21 protein-coding genes are annotated in these 14,342 nt (G+C 68.0%); 17 read left to right on the top strand and 4 right to left on the bottom strand.

All coding sequences use genetic code 11. From position 1 onward, the window contains the following. Nucleotide 1 precedes the first annotated feature (1 nt). Together QNA09_RS25855 and QNA09_RS25860 are read right to left on the bottom strand one after the other, a co-directional pair. The gene (locus QNA09_RS25855; RefSeq protein ID WP_308072149.1) at nt 2-523 is read right to left on the bottom strand and encodes a hypothetical protein; all 522 of its coding nucleotides are present in this window, start codon (nt 521-523) and stop codon (nt 2-4) included. A 69-nt stretch (nt 524-592) separates the two neighbouring features. After that, the gene (locus tag QNA09_RS25860) at nt 593-775 is read right to left on the bottom strand and encodes a hypothetical protein (protein ID WP_308072490.1); all 183 of its coding nucleotides are present in this window, start codon (nt 773-775) and stop codon (nt 593-595) included. Between QNA09_RS25860 and QNA09_RS25865 the strand changes: the two genes are divergently transcribed. From QNA09_RS25865 to QNA09_RS25925, 13 genes are all read left to right on the top strand, one after another. Beyond that, nucleotides 707-868, top strand: a complete 162-nt coding sequence (locus QNA09_RS25865; protein ID WP_308072488.1) for a DNA-binding protein — start codon at nt 707-709, stop codon at nt 866-868. The genes QNA09_RS25860 and QNA09_RS25865 overlap by 69 nt on opposite strands. Nucleotides 869-1,047: 179 nt before the next feature. Then, entirely contained in the window at nt 1,048-1,542 is a 495-nt protein-coding gene (locus tag QNA09_RS25870; protein WP_308072150.1) for a hypothetical protein, read from the top strand. After that, nucleotides 1,539-1,682, top strand: coding sequence for a hypothetical protein (locus tag QNA09_RS25875; RefSeq protein ID WP_308072151.1), 144 nt, complete (start codon nt 1,539-1,541; stop codon nt 1,680-1,682). The genes QNA09_RS25870 and QNA09_RS25875 overlap by 4 nt, the downstream gene beginning before the upstream one ends. 109 nt (nt 1,683-1,791) lie before the next feature. Further along, nucleotides 1,792-2,100: a hypothetical protein gene (locus tag QNA09_RS25880; protein WP_308072152.1), complete on the top strand. Its 309-nt coding sequence runs from the start codon at nt 1,792-1,794 to the stop codon at nt 2,098-2,100. Then, nucleotides 2,097-2,819 carry a bifunctional DNA primase/polymerase gene (locus tag QNA09_RS25885; RefSeq protein ID WP_308072153.1) on the top strand — a complete coding sequence of 241 codons (723 nt, stop codon included), beginning with the start codon at nt 2,097-2,099 and terminating at the stop codon, nt 2,817-2,819. Before QNA09_RS25880 ends, QNA09_RS25885 begins: the two co-directional genes overlap by 4 nt. Then, the gene (locus QNA09_RS25890; RefSeq protein WP_308072154.1) at nt 2,816-4,171 is read left to right on the top strand and encodes an AAA family ATPase; all 1,356 of its coding nucleotides are present in this window, start codon (nt 2,816-2,818) and stop codon (nt 4,169-4,171) included. Before QNA09_RS25885 ends, QNA09_RS25890 begins: the two co-directional genes overlap by 4 nt. Further along, nucleotides 4,168-4,416: a hypothetical protein gene (locus QNA09_RS25895; RefSeq protein WP_308072155.1), complete on the top strand. Its 249-nt coding sequence runs from the start codon at nt 4,168-4,170 to the stop codon at nt 4,414-4,416. The genes QNA09_RS25890 and QNA09_RS25895 overlap by 4 nt, the downstream gene beginning before the upstream one ends. After that, nucleotides 4,413-4,703, top strand: a complete 291-nt coding sequence (locus tag QNA09_RS25900; protein WP_308072156.1) for a WhiB family transcriptional regulator — start codon at nt 4,413-4,415, stop codon at nt 4,701-4,703. The genes QNA09_RS25895 and QNA09_RS25900 overlap by 4 nt, the downstream gene beginning before the upstream one ends. Next, the gene (locus QNA09_RS25905; RefSeq protein ID WP_308072157.1) at nt 4,700-4,963 is read left to right on the top strand and encodes a hypothetical protein; all 264 of its coding nucleotides are present in this window, start codon (nt 4,700-4,702) and stop codon (nt 4,961-4,963) included. Before QNA09_RS25900 ends, QNA09_RS25905 begins: the two co-directional genes overlap by 4 nt. Beyond that, on the top strand, nt 4,882-5,190 hold the full coding sequence (locus QNA09_RS25910) for a hypothetical protein (protein ID WP_308072158.1): 309 nt from the start codon (nt 4,882-4,884) through the stop codon (nt 5,188-5,190). The genes QNA09_RS25905 and QNA09_RS25910 overlap by 82 nt, the downstream gene beginning before the upstream one ends. A gap of 11 nt (nt 5,191-5,201) precedes the next feature. Beyond that, nucleotides 5,202-5,654, top strand: coding sequence for a hypothetical protein (locus QNA09_RS25915; RefSeq protein WP_308072159.1), 453 nt, complete (start codon nt 5,202-5,204; stop codon nt 5,652-5,654). Between the two features lie 169 nt (nt 5,655-5,823). Further along, nucleotides 5,824-6,669 (top strand): phage major capsid protein, encoded by an 846-nt coding sequence (locus QNA09_RS25920; protein WP_308072160.1) that lies wholly within the window; start codon nt 5,824-5,826, stop codon nt 6,667-6,669. Between the two features lie 14 nt (nt 6,670-6,683). Next, nucleotides 6,684-7,082 (top strand): hypothetical protein, encoded by a 399-nt coding sequence (locus QNA09_RS25925; RefSeq protein ID WP_308072161.1) that lies wholly within the window; start codon nt 6,684-6,686, stop codon nt 7,080-7,082. 877 nt (nt 7,083-7,959) lie between these two features. On the opposite strand, the gene QNA09_RS25930 is transcribed toward QNA09_RS25925, so the two are convergent. Then, complete coding sequence (locus QNA09_RS25930) at nt 7,960-8,910, bottom strand: sterol desaturase family protein (protein ID WP_010594851.1); 951 nt, start codon at nt 8,908-8,910, stop codon at nt 7,960-7,962. 76 nt (nt 8,911-8,986) lie between these two features. Next, entirely contained in the window at nt 8,987-9,562 is a 576-nt protein-coding gene (locus tag QNA09_RS25935) for a TetR/AcrR family transcriptional regulator (protein ID WP_048773592.1), read from the bottom strand. 96 nt (nt 9,563-9,658) lie between these two features. Between QNA09_RS25935 and QNA09_RS25940 the strand changes: the two genes are divergently transcribed. The 4 genes from QNA09_RS25940 (at nt 9,659) to QNA09_RS25955 (ending at nt 14,293) form a co-directional block, all read left to right on the top strand. Further along, nucleotides 9,659-10,657 (top strand): hypothetical protein, encoded by a 999-nt coding sequence (locus QNA09_RS25940; RefSeq protein WP_102031874.1) that lies wholly within the window; start codon nt 9,659-9,661, stop codon nt 10,655-10,657. A 101-nt stretch (nt 10,658-10,758) separates the two neighbouring features. Beyond that, nucleotides 10,759-11,220: an Rrf2 family transcriptional regulator gene (locus tag QNA09_RS25945; RefSeq protein WP_010594854.1), complete on the top strand. Its 462-nt coding sequence runs from the start codon at nt 10,759-10,761 to the stop codon at nt 11,218-11,220. 96 nt (nt 11,221-11,316) lie between these two features. Continuing rightward, a complete protein-coding gene (locus QNA09_RS25950) occupies nt 11,317-11,913 on the top strand; it encodes a TetR/AcrR family transcriptional regulator (protein WP_228287146.1) in 597 nt (198 codons plus the stop codon). A 37-nt stretch (nt 11,914-11,950) separates the two neighbouring features. Beyond that, nucleotides 11,951-14,293, top strand: coding sequence for an MMPL family transporter (locus QNA09_RS25955; protein WP_017681609.1), 2,343 nt, complete (start codon nt 11,951-11,953; stop codon nt 14,291-14,293). Nucleotides 14,294-14,342 lie beyond the last annotated feature (49 nt).

Genomic DNA, 14,342 nt, shown 5'->3' on the forward strand with positions numbered 1-14,342 from the left:
TCTACTTGGTCCGTTCCTCTTGGGTGAGGTGACCAGCCTCCACAGCCCGCACAAGCCACCGCCGGACTGTGGCCTGCGAAACATTGAAGTCCCGCGCCATGATCGTGGTAGGTCGACCGTCCTGCAGCCGGACCCATCGATACAGTGCCGCCAAATGTGGCAGATCCTCATCTGCGATGGGTTCTCCTGAGCCGATCCGGTCCCAGAACTCGGGTGCGCTGGCAATGGGGCGACTCGTGTCGCCTCCCGAGGTGACGTTGACCTCTCGGGCCGCCTCCCGAACAAGCGGCTCCATTGAGATCTTCGCCAACTCGCCGCGCTGGATTGGCGGGCCCCCTGGCACCTGTTCGGCGACGAGCTTAGTAACGACGTACTTGCCGCCGTGAGGTTCGATCCGTGCAGTCACGTGGTAGGCGAGTCCGTCGTCTGGACCGCTGCTGACCTCGAGGTGTTCGTATCCGAGTAGTCCTGGCGCGACCTCATGGTTAGGCATCGTCGTCGACCTTCCGGTGATCTTCGGCATTGGGTAAGGGTGCTCCTCTATGAGCGACTTTTTCAACACCCTCTCGCGATTGGGTATTGCATATCCCGCTCAATCACTGTATAACAGTATGTGCGGGTGTTGAATCACCCAATCATCGAACGAGGAGGAACGGGAAAGATGCCCGAATCGCCACTTGCCACCACCGACGAGGTAGCTGAATTCCTGCGCACCACGCCGGCAAAGCTCGCCAACGACCGATACCGCGGCATCGGTCCGAAGTTCGTCAAGCACGGCCGGAGGGTCCTGTACCGGTGGTCGGACGTTCACGCCTGGACAGAGGCGAATCTCATGCAGCGAACCGATGACCGACCGGGCGCCGCATGAGAGACGGCTACTTCGGTTCGGAGCCGACGTGCAAGCGCTGTGACTACCCCAGGCGCCTACATCACCTGCTCAACGTCGAACACGACTACGAACCGCAGAACAACGAGAACGCCCCCGGAGCGGCTGGCACCGACTCCGAGGGCACGAACCGCCCCAACCCCCAGGAAGGAACCGATCCTTTGAACATTCTCCCAGACGCAGCCGAGTTAGTCGAAGCTGCCGCCGCGAACCACTGCACGGTCACCGCCGAGCAAGCCGAGAAGATCCGCGGCCGACTGTCCGAGGTAGCCGACAACGGATACAGCCAGGCCCAGCTCCTCGAGTTCGCCCTCTTCGGCGCCCAGTACGAGCACGAGACGAACATCGCCGCAGCGGCCGCAGCACAAGTCGACGAAATCGCCACCCCGCCCGGATTCGATGGACTCACCCCCGACGAATGGTTCCCCGACAACAACGGCCGCATCGTCCGATTCTGGGATCGATACATCGACAACCCCGCCGGCGCCGTGAGACTCGTCGTCACCGACGAAATCACCGACGGGCGAATCGTCCGCACCGGCCCCGTCGCCCACGTCTCGACCGACGCCGAGTTGAACCGCGACGGAATCTGCTCCCTGATTGACGCACTCACCACCGCGGCACGCCTGCTCGCCGAACTGGGGGAGGCGAAGTGAGCACCCTCGAGCTGGTCCTCATCGTGACCCTGTTCACCGAGAACATCGCCCTGTTGCTCGCACCTATGTGGGACACGCCCCACCGCGACCGCGACGCATTCGGCGAATCCGCCACTCGCGCAATGCGGAGGACCCATTGACCTGACAACAGCTCTACCGCGCTCACCGAACCCGCACACATTCGATGAACGCCGCGAGCCGGGGAGCCCGCAGAAGCTCCCCGGCCCAAACCAGAAAGGACGCAGCCGAATGCGTCGAGACAACAATACCCCCCACGGAGCCGACAAGGCCCTCGCCGGCGCCCACCCCGACATGATGACCCTTGCCCGGCAGTTGGTAGCCGACCTGCCCGAAGGCGCCACCTTCACCGCGGCACAACTCGCTCTGTACCTGCCCGGCTACGTCGAGGACAAGCCCAGCCGCCGAGGTGCCCTCATGCGAGAGCTGAACCGCCGCGGGTATGTCGAGCATGCCGGTTACGGTCCGCGCGCCACAGCGGACGACTGGGACGCCCCGGCGCGTGTCTGGCGCCGCACCGCCAAGGCGGTTGCGGCATGACCGTCAACCATCCCCGCACGATGCTCGAGAAGGGTTTCGCCCTCGGGCCGCTCGACGGTAAAAAAGCGTTCCTGCCCGGCGGATTCCACAACTTCACCACCGACAGGGACGTGCTGAACCGCCTCGCCCGCCAGTACCCACGGTGCAATTGGGGAGGCACCCGTGAAGGCGTCATCGTCCTCGACGAAGACCCCCGCAACGGTGGCAACCTCGACGCCCTCGGTTCGGCCGTACTCGACACACTCGTGGTCCGCACCGGCAGCGGCGGCCGACACGCCTACTTCCGATTCCACGGCACCATCCGCGGCAAGCTCGCTGACCACCCCGGCATCGACCTCAAATCCTGGCGCACCGGATACACCGTCATGCCCGGCTCAATCCATCCCGACACCGGACGCCCCTACGTGATCGAACAGGACCTCGAAATCAAACCCCTCCCGGCAAGACTGCTCCCTCTTGTAGAGCCGCCGAAGTACATACCGCAGCCCACCGTTTTCAGCCCCGAACGACGCGGCAACGGCATCGTCCGCAAGGTCTGTGAAGCTGCGCACGGGGACCGGAATGCAATGACGTTCTGGGCGTTCTGCCGCGCCCTCGAAAGAGGGGAGCAGTTGTTGGTGGACGAGATCCGAGCGGCCGCACAGTCCGTCGGCCTCGACGACAGAGAGATCGACACCTGCCTGAGGTCCGCCCAGCGCACCATCGGGAGGGCCGCATGACCGACCACGATCAGGACCCGCAACCCATGCGCGTCGTCAGGCTTGAACCCATCACCACCGTGCAGGACGACGTACCCGTGTGGGTGTGGGAGTACGGCGGCAAGGGCAAGATACCGCTCGGTGCGCTCTCCCTGTTCGCCGGACGCCCCGGCGCCGGCAAGTCCACCGCAGGAAGGTGGTTCGCTTCCTCGTTTTCCAACGGCACACTCGCCGGCGCATGGGAGGGAAAGCCGGTCAACGTCGCGTACATCGCGGCCGAGGAATCCGCCAAGTACGTCGTCAAGCCCGGACTCAGAGCCGCTGGCGCTGACCTCGGACGCGTGTACACGCCCACCGTCAAGTTCGCCGGCAAAGAGGTCAAGTTCCTGTCCTCACAAGACATGCAAGCCCTCACCGACGAACTGATCGCGCATCACGTGAAGGTCGTCGTCGTCGACCCGCTGATGTCCACAATCGGATCGAAGACCGACATCAACCGCAACAACGAAGTGCGCTCACTGATCGAACCGTGGGCACACCTCGCCGAAGCGATCGACGGAATCGTGGTCGGAATCGCCCACCTGAACAAGTCCGGCAACGGCGATGTCGTCGCCGGTATCAACGGCTCGTCCGCCTTCGGCGAGGTCGCCCGCACCGTCTTCGGTTTCGTGAAGGACCCGGAATCCGAGGACGGCGAACGCATCATGTCGCAGGAGAAGAACTCCATCGGTGAGGAAGACCTCGCCCTGACGTACCGGATCGAATCGGCGACCGTGACCACCGACAGCGGCAAGTCAGCAGAGGTCGGCCGGTTCGTCATCGTCGGAGAGTCCGACCGCACCGCCGGCGACGTCCTCCGCTCAGCTCCGAAGACTCTCGAGGACACCAGCAACCACGACGAGATCGACAAGTGGTTAAAGGATCTTCTCTCCTCCGGGGCCGTAGCCGCGAAGGATGTCTACTCCGCAGCCAACGCCGCAGGGTACTCGACCGATAAGGCGAAGCGCGCCAAGAGTCGCATCAACAGGGAGTCCCCCGTGATCGATGTCTACCGGCCCGAGATCCCCGGGCCGTGGTTCTGGCGCCGCCTCGACATCCCGCAGGAGGGCGCTCCCAAGGGAGCAGAGAACGGCGGCAAGGGTGCGACACCTGAGAACACTGCTCCCTTGCACTCTTCTGCTCCCTTGCAGGTCAGAGAGGGTATCCATGAGAGCGCCAACTCCCAAGGGAGCAAGGGAGCAAGGGAGCAAGGGATTGTGCGCGCTGACCCCGAGCGCCTGTGCACGGTCTGCGGTAACCCCTGCAACCCCAATGTCGCGGCGCACGTCGAGTGCATCGTGAAGCGCACCGCCGCCGAAGGAGACGCAGCATGACAGACAACACTCGTGGCGCCTATGTCAGCGCTGACGACTTCCTCGAAAGCCGCCGCGATTGGCTCGAGATCCACACCGTCGAGGTCGCGCCGGGGGCATTCGACATCATGCTCAAAGTTGACGGCACCTACTACGACCGAGACACGGCACTCGAAGTCGCAGACCTGTTTGCTCGTGACCTGCGCTACCTGCTTCGGCGACTCGATTCCACGCGGTTCCTCAACACCCAGGAGAGTGCCAAGTGACCAGACGCAAATCCCGGCCCCCACACACCCTCACCCTTACCGCACTGGTCGACCCTCGCCTCGAGGGCGCCCGGTGCGCCGGCAAAGCCCCACTGTTCGACGACGAACTCCCCGGCGAAACCACCGAGGCCCGCTCCGAACGCCTCGCCTACGCCGCGAACATCTGCCGCGGCTGCCCGGTCCGCACCGCCTGCTACGCCGCCAGCCTCGAACACGACGCCGCCGGACTCTGGGCCGGACGCATCCGCAGCATCGACCACGCCACCCGAAAGAAGGTGCCTGCGTGAAGCTGCACGCCCGGAACGTGAGCCCGCGCATCACCGTCGACCTCGGTGCCCGCCGCCCCGTCCTGCTCCGCATCGCAGGACTGTTCCTAGCGATGAGCCCCGAGGAAGCCCTCACCCTCGCCGACCAGCTGCACGACGCAGCAATGGAACCCGAAACCATGCCCCAGGAAGGAACCCCATGGAACCCGACGACCGCGACTTCCTCGCAGACCTGTTCCGAGACGACCATCCCCGCGACGTCGTGCCCGGATCCGGCCTGACCCGAGAAGATGTGCTCCGTATGGACGCGATGACCGGCAGGGCCGTCACCGCCACCTACCCCGGCCAAGTCCTCACCGACCTCGACGGTGTCCCGATCGGAGTCGAACCGAGCCGCACCGAGCAAATCACCTTCGGGGGAGTGGCATTGACCCTCCGTCAGCTCGCCGAACTCGACCTCACCCCCGAGGACGTGCCCAACGTCCGCATCCTGCCCGACCCCAAGTGAAAGGAACCATCATGACCGAACAGCAGACCGACCAGAACACCGACGACACCGCCGAGGTTGTCGACCAGACCGACACCCCCGAAACCGAAACCACCGAACCGGCTCCCGAGGTCGACGAAGGCAAAGAAGCCGCGAAGTACCGCCGGCGGCTCCGCGAAACCGAGAAGGAACGCGACGCCCTGCTCGAACAGGTCGAAAACCTCCGGCGCGCAGCGATCGACAGCGAAGTCGCAAGCAAGCACCGCATCCCCACCGAGGGCTTCTGGGCAACCGGTGTCACCGTCGATCAGCTCCTCACCGACGACGGCACCATCGACCCCGCGAAGGTCGCCGCCACCGTCGATGACGCCGTGACCCGACTCGGTGTCAGCCACCCCAGGAACGGCAACATCGTTCCCCGCGAAGGCAACAACCCGCGGGTCCGTGCCAGCGACCGATGGACGAACGCCTTCACCGCGAAGTAATTGGTACCCCGGCCCGGTATACTTGCCTTGAACGCAGGTACCGGGCCGGGAGCCCGACCCGCGGACACGGAAGCCCCAGGAGGGCCGATCGGACAGGCCAGGTGCCGCCCGAGCGAAATCACCATCATCGCCGGCGGCTTTCATGCTGCCTGAACCGAAGGAATCCATCATGGCTACTGAAACCACACTCACCAGCGCCAAGGCCTGGTCCCCGGATATCACCGCGTTCGCCGCGTCCGAAGTCATCCCCGACGCCCTGGTCCTCCAGACCTCCACCGTCACCGGCCGCATCGAAGGCGACGAACCCGCCGTGCGTGTCGCCTACGTCGACGACGCCGCGGCCCAGTTCGTCGCCGAAGGCACCGAGATCCCCGAGGATGATCCGGCGCTGTCCGAAGTCCTCGTGCACACCGGCAAGGTCGCCCAGCTCGTGCGCCTCTCCCGGGAGCAGTACAGCCAGACCGGCACCGCACAGATGCTGTCCGAGAGTGTCCGCCGTGCTGTCATCAAGAAGGCCAATGAGGCGTACATCGCGCAGGCCGCCCCGGTCGCTCCCGCGGTCACCCCGCCCGCCGGACTGCTCAACGTCACCGGCATCGAAGCGGGCGGTGCAGTCGCCGGGGACCTCGACGCCCTGGTCGACCTGATTGCCACCCTCGAGGGCAACGGCGCCACCCCCACGCACATCCTCCTCGCGCCCGACGCGTGGGCTTCGCTGCGGAAGTTCAAGACCGCCACCGGGTCGGCACAGACCCTCCTCGGGGCCGGAACCACCGACGCCACCAAGAGCCTGCTGGACCTGCCCGTGCTCGTCTCGTCCGCGATGACCGCCGGTACCGGACTGGTCATCGACAAGAGTGCAGTGGTCTCGGCAGTCGGTGAGGTACAGCTCGCCGTGTCCGATCAGGTGTATTTCAACAGCGACAGCATCGGGCTGCGCTGCACGTTCCGGTTCGGCGCCAACCTCGTGCGCCCCGACCGGGTCGGTACCTTCACCGTCACCAACCCCGCCTGACAGGAGGGCACACGATGGCCGCGGTCACCCTCAGCATCGACGACCTGACACCATTCGCCCCGGATATCGACCCGGGCAAAGCAACCGCGATGATCGAGGACGCACTCGCAGTCGCGGCCATCGTGGCGCCCTGCATCCTCGAGGACACCTTCACCGCCGCCGGCGCCGCCAAAGCAATCATCCGCGGCGCACTCCTCCGCTGGCACGACGCCGGCACCGGCGCTGTCGTCTCACAAGCCGCCGGGCCCTTCACCCAAACCATCGACACCAGCACCACACGCCGCGGCATGTACTGGCCGAGTGAGATCACCCAGCTACAGAAGCTCTGCCAGACCAGCGGAGCCCGCGCCTTCAGCATCGACACCGTGCCAGCCGAGACGTACCCGAACGTGCATCCGTTCCTACTCGGCTAACCACAGACCTCCTGCGTGCTGCTTCACGCAGGAACACCCGGCCCGACCCGAGCGTGTCCTCTCAGACTCTCGGGCCGGGCCGGACCCACGTCCACACCTGCCCGGCCCCTCCCGCCACACCCCAGCTCCCGCCATCCTCGGCTTAGGTGAGGTCTCTCTCTACGCTTTTTTCCCACGGCACCCTAGACAGCGGGAGAGAGCTGGATAGGTGCACCCGGCCCCGTCCCTCCACCCCCTGACCTGGACCATCCTCGGCTTAGGGCCGATATCCCCCCGCGTACCCCCCGCCCAGGGCATGGCACCGTTGGACCACCCCGCGGCGCTACCTCCGGTTTACGCAGCCGCCCCCTCTGTCGTTTTTTCCACCACCCCCCCGAGGGGTGTCTTTGCCCCTGGCGGTCACCCCCCGCCCCGGGGCCCAGCGGACCTCCTAAGGCCTAGCTGGGCGCCTTGGGTACGGGTCTGGGGATTCTGGGGGGAAGCGGGGGGAGATGGGCGGTAGGCCAAGGGTCCGCCGTGTCACCCCCGGGTAGGGGTGGATGCCCTGGGGGCGGGCCGGTGCTTCCCGAGCGTTCTGCTCCACCGGCCCGCGCCGCTGACACTATCTCGAGTCGAACGCTTGTGCGATCCCTATTCGGTGCGCATCCCCGCCCCGTTCGAGGCTCGGGCGTGGGCACATTTTGGGCACACTTCTCCTCCAAACCGGGTGATTTGGAGTGATCCCGTGAGGGGTGAATCGGCAGGTAGAAGCGTTTTCGGCCCTCTGGCCTGGTGGTCTGCAAGGGTTCAAATCCCTCCGCCACCGCCACGAACGGCCCCGATCCGATTCACCGGATCGGGGCCGTTGTCGTTCGTCGAATGTGCAGTTCTCGTCGGGTCACCCGGCGTGTCGTGACGACAACTGCGCACTCGTGACCGTGGCCGGGCGCGACGGCGCCCAGCCCGGAGGGCCGAACACGTACCCCAGCTTGTCGCGCCCGCGGGTCGCGGTACGCCAGTCGCGGGCGATGGCCTGGTATTCGTGCGTCTGCAGCCGCCAGATGTTGTAGGTGCCGACGGGCTTGGTGAGTCCGTACGTGGGGCGGTGGGTCTCGCGGCGGAAGGTGCCGAACAGGCGGTCCCAGAGGATCAGGATGCCGCCGTAGTTGCGGTCGAGGTATTCGGGGTCGCAGCCGTGGTGCACCCGATGGTGCGACGGGGTGTTGAAGACGAACTCGACGGGCCGGGGCAGCGTGCCCACCCGCTCGGTGTGCACGAAGAACTGGTACACGAGCGAGACGGAGAATCCGACGAACACCATCCACGGCGGGATGCCGAGGAAGGGCAGCGGCAGCCACATGAGGATCTCGCCGCTGTTGTTCCACTTCTGGCGCAGGGCGGTGGCGAAGTTGAAGTACTCGCTCGAGTGATGCGCCTGGTGGGTCGCCCACACCAGGCGCACCCGGTGTGCCGTCCGGTGGTACCAGTAGTAGAGCACGTCGATGCCGAGGATCAGGATCGCCCACGTGTACCAGGCGTCCGCCGGTAGGTGCCACGGTGCGAGATACACCCAGATCGCCGAGTAGCCGACGAGAGCCAGCACCTTCCACGCGGCGCTGGTGCCGATGGAGACGAGTCCCATGGAGATGCTCGTGCGTGCGTCACGGGCCTCGTAGCCACCGCGGGGCGGGCGGGTGTGCCCGTCGGCCCCGGGTTCGACGTGCTCGAGCGTGCGCGCGGCGGCCCACTCGAGAGCGAGGAACAGCAGGAACGCCGGGATGGCCAGCGCGACGGGGTCGTGCAGGGGCTCGAGCAGCGACGCCCAGGACGCCGTCAGGGTCTCCCACATTCGGTCCTCCGGGAGTGATGTGAACAGGCGTCCAATCTACCGGAATGTGTTGCCGGTCACTACGGAGGTCCGGCGGTCACCGGGGCAGCGGCCGGCCGTCGGGGCGCAGGCCGGCGAGGTAGATCGCGATCATCCGGGGCACGAGGCCGGGCACGACGTCGTCGACGAACCGCACGTGGGGCCGGGTGAGCCGGGCGACCGCCATGATCACCTCGATCGGCCGGACGTCGTCGCGGACGAGACCTGCTCGCTGTGCGGCGTGGACGAGTTCGGTGACGCGCGCCTTGGTGCCCTCCCGGATCTCGAGGACGTCATCGGGCAGTTCCCGGTAGCTCTCGACGATGAGGGCCGGGATCAGGGCGCCGAGCCGCAGCCGGACGGCGGTGTCGACGAATTCCGTCCAGGCGCGTTCGGGATCCGACGCCATCGCGGCGAGGGCGCGGTCCGCGGCCGCGCCCGCCTCGATGAGGGTGCGACGGGCCACCGCGTGCGCGAGATCGTCGCGCGTGGGGAAGTTGCGGTAGAGGGTGGCGATGCCCACGCCGGCACGCTCGGCGATGGCGTCGAGGGGTGCGTCGTGTCCCCGTTCGGCGAGCACGTCGCGGGCGGCGAGGATCAGGGCCTCGCGGCGGCGGGCGGCGTCGGCGCGCATGCACTCTCCTGTGGTCGGCGGGTTGACATCCCCGCTCCTACCGGAGGAATATACTCCACATAAACGGAGAGCAATCCTCCACTTCAAGGAGTCGTCATGGCCGCCCCGACCTCCTCCCCGGACACCTCCACCGCCCGGCACACGCCGCCCGCCGCCGTCCGCGTCGTCGGCGTCGTGTTCGCGCTCACCGCCGTGATCGCCCTGATGCTCGTCGCCTTCGCCGCGCCCGCCGTGAACAGCGGCCCGCACGCTCTGAAGATCGGCGTCGCCGGGCCGGACCAGGCCGTCGCCCGGATCGAGGCCGGTCTCGCCGACGCCCGGCCGGGCGCGTTCTCGCCACAGCGATACGACGACGTGGAGGCGCTGCGCACGGCGATCGAGCAGCGTGCGGTCGTCGGCGGTCTCGCCGTCGAACCGGACGGGCCCGCGATGTATGTCGCCGGCGCGGGCGGGGCCCCCGTCGCGCAGGTGCTGACCGCCACGGCCGCCGGACTGTCGCAGACACTCGGACGGCCCGTCCCCGTGCGCGACGTCGTGCCGCTGCCCGCCGACGACCCGGCCGGGGCCGGCCTGAACTCGCTGGCCCTGCCCCTGGTTCTCGGCGGTCTGGTGCCGGCGATCGCGCTCGTCAGGTTGTTCCCCGGGCGCGTCGGCCTGCGCGTGCTCGGCGCGATCGGCTTCGCGGTGCTCGCGGGGCTGACTCTCACTGCCGTCCTGCAGTTCGGGTTCGGCAGCCTGACCGGGAACTACTGGGCGACCGCGGGGGCGCTCGCGCTGAGCCTGGCCGCCGTCTCGCTGCCCCTGCTGGGCCTCGAGTCGCTCTTCGGCCTGCCCGGCTTCGGTGCCGGTGCGGTCCTGATGCTGTTCGTCGGCAACCCGCTGTCGGGCTTCGCGACCACCGCGGCGTGGTTGCCGCAGGGATGGGGTGCGTTCGGCCAGTTGCTGCCACCGGGCGCCGCGGGGACCGTGGTCCGCTCGGTCGCCTTCTTCGACGGACACGGCGGTGGGACGGCGGTGCTGGTGCTGAGCGCATGGGTCGTCGTCGGGCTCGCGCTGTGTGCGGCGTCGGCGCGTCGGCGCACGGTCACCGCGTGACCGGCGATCGCGGGACGGGACTCGCGCGCTTTTCCCCCGGTTTGGTAGGAATTCTGTGTCCGTCGCCGCCGGCGGCGCAGGATCGAACCGAGGAGCGCGACGTGCACATCACCGCCCGGGTGGACTATGCCGTGCGCACGCTGCTCGAACTCGCGGCGGCAGGCGAGGCGCCCGCCAAGGCCGAGAACCTGGCGCGGGCGCAGAACATCCCGCACAAGTTCCTCGAGGCGGTGCTCGGCGACCTGCGCCGGGGCGGGCTGGTGCGCAGTCGCCGCGGCCCGGAGGGTGGGTACTGGCTGGCGCGGCCGCCCGAGAAGATCTCCGTCGCGGACATCATCCGCACCGTGGAGGGCCCGCTCGCGTCGGTGCGCGGCCAGCGGCCGGAGGACGTGGTCTACACCGGACCGGCCGAACGCCTGCGCGACGTGTGGATCGCGGTGCGGGTGAATCTGCGGGCCGTCCTCGAGGAGGTCACCCTCGCCGACGTCGTCGCGGACGATCTTCCCGGGTTCGTGTCCGACCTGACCGCCGATCCGGGCGCCTGGGAGCGACGCCGCACGTGAGCGCCGCCACACCGTGCGGAGCGGTGTGGGCAAACACATATTCTTGCAGGACTCTGCAAATTTGCAGGACTCTGCAAGGTGCGTACCGTGGAAGACGTGACCACTTCGCCCGGCCTGCGCGACCGCAAGAAGGCCGCCACGCGAGCAGCGCTCGTCGCGGCCGCGGCCGACCTCGCGCGGGAGAGGGGGCTCGACGGTGTCACGGCCGACGCCATCGCCGCCCGGGCCGGGGTGTCCACCCGCACCTTCCACAACTACTTCGCCGGTAAGGAAGAGGCCGTCCTCGCGCACCTCGAGGGGTTGGTGCACGCGTGGGTCGGGCGCCTGCACGCGCGGCCCGCCGGTGAGCCCGTGTGGGAATCGATGGAAGCCGTTGCACGGGAAATAGTTTCGGATCCCGGCGGTGACTTCGTCGAGCTGTGCACGACCACGGAGCTGCTCGAACAGAGCCCCGCCCTGCTGGCGCGCCGCGTCGAGATGGAAGTGCGCGCCTCGCAACTGCTCGTCGAGGCCATCGCCGAGCGCACCGGCACCGACCCCCGGGTCGACCTGTATCCGAGCCTGGTCCGCTACGCCGCGGTCTCGGCCATGAAGTCGGCAGTCGAACTGTGGCTCGCCGGCACCTCGGGGGCGACGTCCCCGGAGGAGCTCGTCCGAGCCGCCTTCGAGCAACTGCGACAAGGCCTTTCCTAAGACATCTGCACGACACATCCGGAAGACGAGGTTCCCCGTGGCGACCTATCTCTATCGGATCGGCAAGTTCGCCTATCGGCGAAAAGGCACGGTCCTCTCCCTCTGGCTGGCGATCCTCGTCCTCTTCGGAGTGGGTGCGGCCACCCTGTCCGGGCCGACGACCGACTCGTTCTCCATCCCGGGCACCCCCGCGCAGCAGACGCAGGACCTGCTCGCCGAACGGTTCCCGAACGCCGAGGACCCGATGAACGCGCTCAGTGCCCGCTACGTGTTCGCCGCCCCCGAAGGCGGGACCCTCGACGAACCGCAGAACCTCGCGGCGATGAACGAGGTGCTCGCGGCGATCCGCGGCATCGACAAGGTGGCCGCTGCCGCCAAGATCGACCCGGCAGTCGCCACCCCCGAGCAGCAGGCCGCCGTCCTCGTCGACCCCGTCGCCGCGAACGCCGGTCTCGTCGAACGGATGAAGGCCGCCGCGGAGCAGCAGGGCAAGCCGGAGGAGACCGCGCTCGCCGACGCGGCCGCGCTGTCGCCGCTGAGCCCGGACCGTACCGTCGGCTTCGTCACCGTCCCGTTCGAGGGCGGCTTCGGCGACGTCGACGACACGATGCGTGAGCAGATCGCCGCGGCTGCGGAGATCGGCCGGGACGCAGGGCTGAACGTCCAGGTCAGCGGAACCGCCGCCGCGGAGGCCGAGATGCCCGGTGGCGTCACCGAACTCATCGGCATCGGCATCGCCGCCGTCGTCCTCGCCATCACCTTCGGCTCGCTCGTCGCCGCGGGCCTGCCGTTGATCACCGCCATCATCGGCATCGCCATCGGCAGCCTCGGAATCACCGTCGCCACCGGTTTCGCGGACCTGAGCTCGATGACCCCGACGCTGGCGATCATGATCGGTCTCGCCGTCGCGATCGACTACTCGCTGTTCATCGTCTCCCGGTTCCGCCACGAGATCACCGTCACCGCCGACCGGGCCGAGGCGGCCGGACGTGCCGTGGGCACCGCAGGCTCGGCCGTCGTGTTCGCCGGCCTGACCGTGATCATCGCCCTGATGGCGCTCAGCGTGGTGGGGATCCCGTTCCTGTCCGCGATGGGGTACGCGGCCGCATTCACGGTGTTCATCGCCGTGCTCATCGCGATCAGCCTGCTGCCCGCGATCCTCGGCCTGTTCGGGCGCAAGGCGTTCGCCGGCCGCATCCCGGGCCTGAAGGACCACGATCCGGAGGCCGACACCGACACCCCGAGCGCCGCCCAGCGCTACATCCGCTGGGCCACCGGCAAGCCGCTGATCCCGCTCGTCGCCGGCGTGCTGCTGCTCGGCATCCTCGCGCTGCCCGGCGCGAACCTGCAGCTCGCCCTGCCCACCGAGGCGACCGGCGACCCGAAGACCAGCGCCCGGCAGGCCTACGACCTCGTGAACGAGGCGTTCGGTCCCGGCCGCAACGGTCCGCTGCTCGTCGTCGCCGACGCCCGCGAGACCACCGTCGCGCCGCAGGAGGCGTTCGGGGAGGTCGTGCAGCGCCTGTACGAGCAGGACGAGGTGGTCAACGCCCAGGTCGTGGCGGTCAACGAGGCCGGTGACACCGCGCAGATCATGGTCACCCCCCGGTCGGGCCCCAGCGAGCCGGCGACGATGGATCTCGTCTCGAGCATCCGCGACCAGGAGGCCCAGCTGAACGACGAGATCGGCGTCTCCTACGGCATCACCGGACAGACCGCCCTCGAGGGCGACGTGTCCGAAACCCTGCAGAGCGCGCTCGTCCCGTATCTCGCGGTGGTCGTCGGGCTCGCGTTCATCCTGCTGATGCTCGTGTTCCGGTCGATCCTGGTGCCGCTGACCGCGACCCTCGGATTCCTGCTCAGCGTCCTGGCGACGTTCGGCGCCACCGTGGCGGTCTTCCAGGAGGGCTGGGGCGGGCTCGTCTCCAACCCGCAGCCGATCGTCAGCTTCATGCCGATCTTCCTCATCGGTGTGGTCTTCGGGTTGGCGATGGACTACCAGGTCTTCCTGGTGACCCGCATGCGGGAGGAATTCGTCCACGGCGCCTCCGCGAAGGAGGCCGTGCGGATCGGGTTCGCCCACGGCGCCCGGGTGGTCACCGCCGCCGCGGTCATCATGATCTCGGTGTTCGCGGCCTTCATCGCGGAACCGAACTCGTTCATCAAGTCGATCGGCTTCGCGCTCGCCGCCGCCGTGTTCTTCGACGCGTTCGTCGTGCGCATGGTGATCATCCCGGCGGTGATGGCGCTCCTCGGCGACAAGGCCTGGTGGCTGCCGAAGTGGCTGGACCGCATCCTGCCGAACGTGGACGTCGAGGGCGAGAAGCTCCGCCGTGAGCTGACCGCCCCCGAGCCCACCCGCGAGCCGGCGCACACATGACCGGGCCCGGGCACCTCTTCCGTTCCCGCGGGGGCGGAAAAGGTGCCGG

It is taken from the genome of Rhodococcus sp. AH-ZY2, assembly GCF_030916465.1.
Classification (GTDB): Bacteria; Actinomycetota; Actinomycetes; order Mycobacteriales; family Mycobacteriaceae; genus Rhodococcus; species Rhodococcus ruber.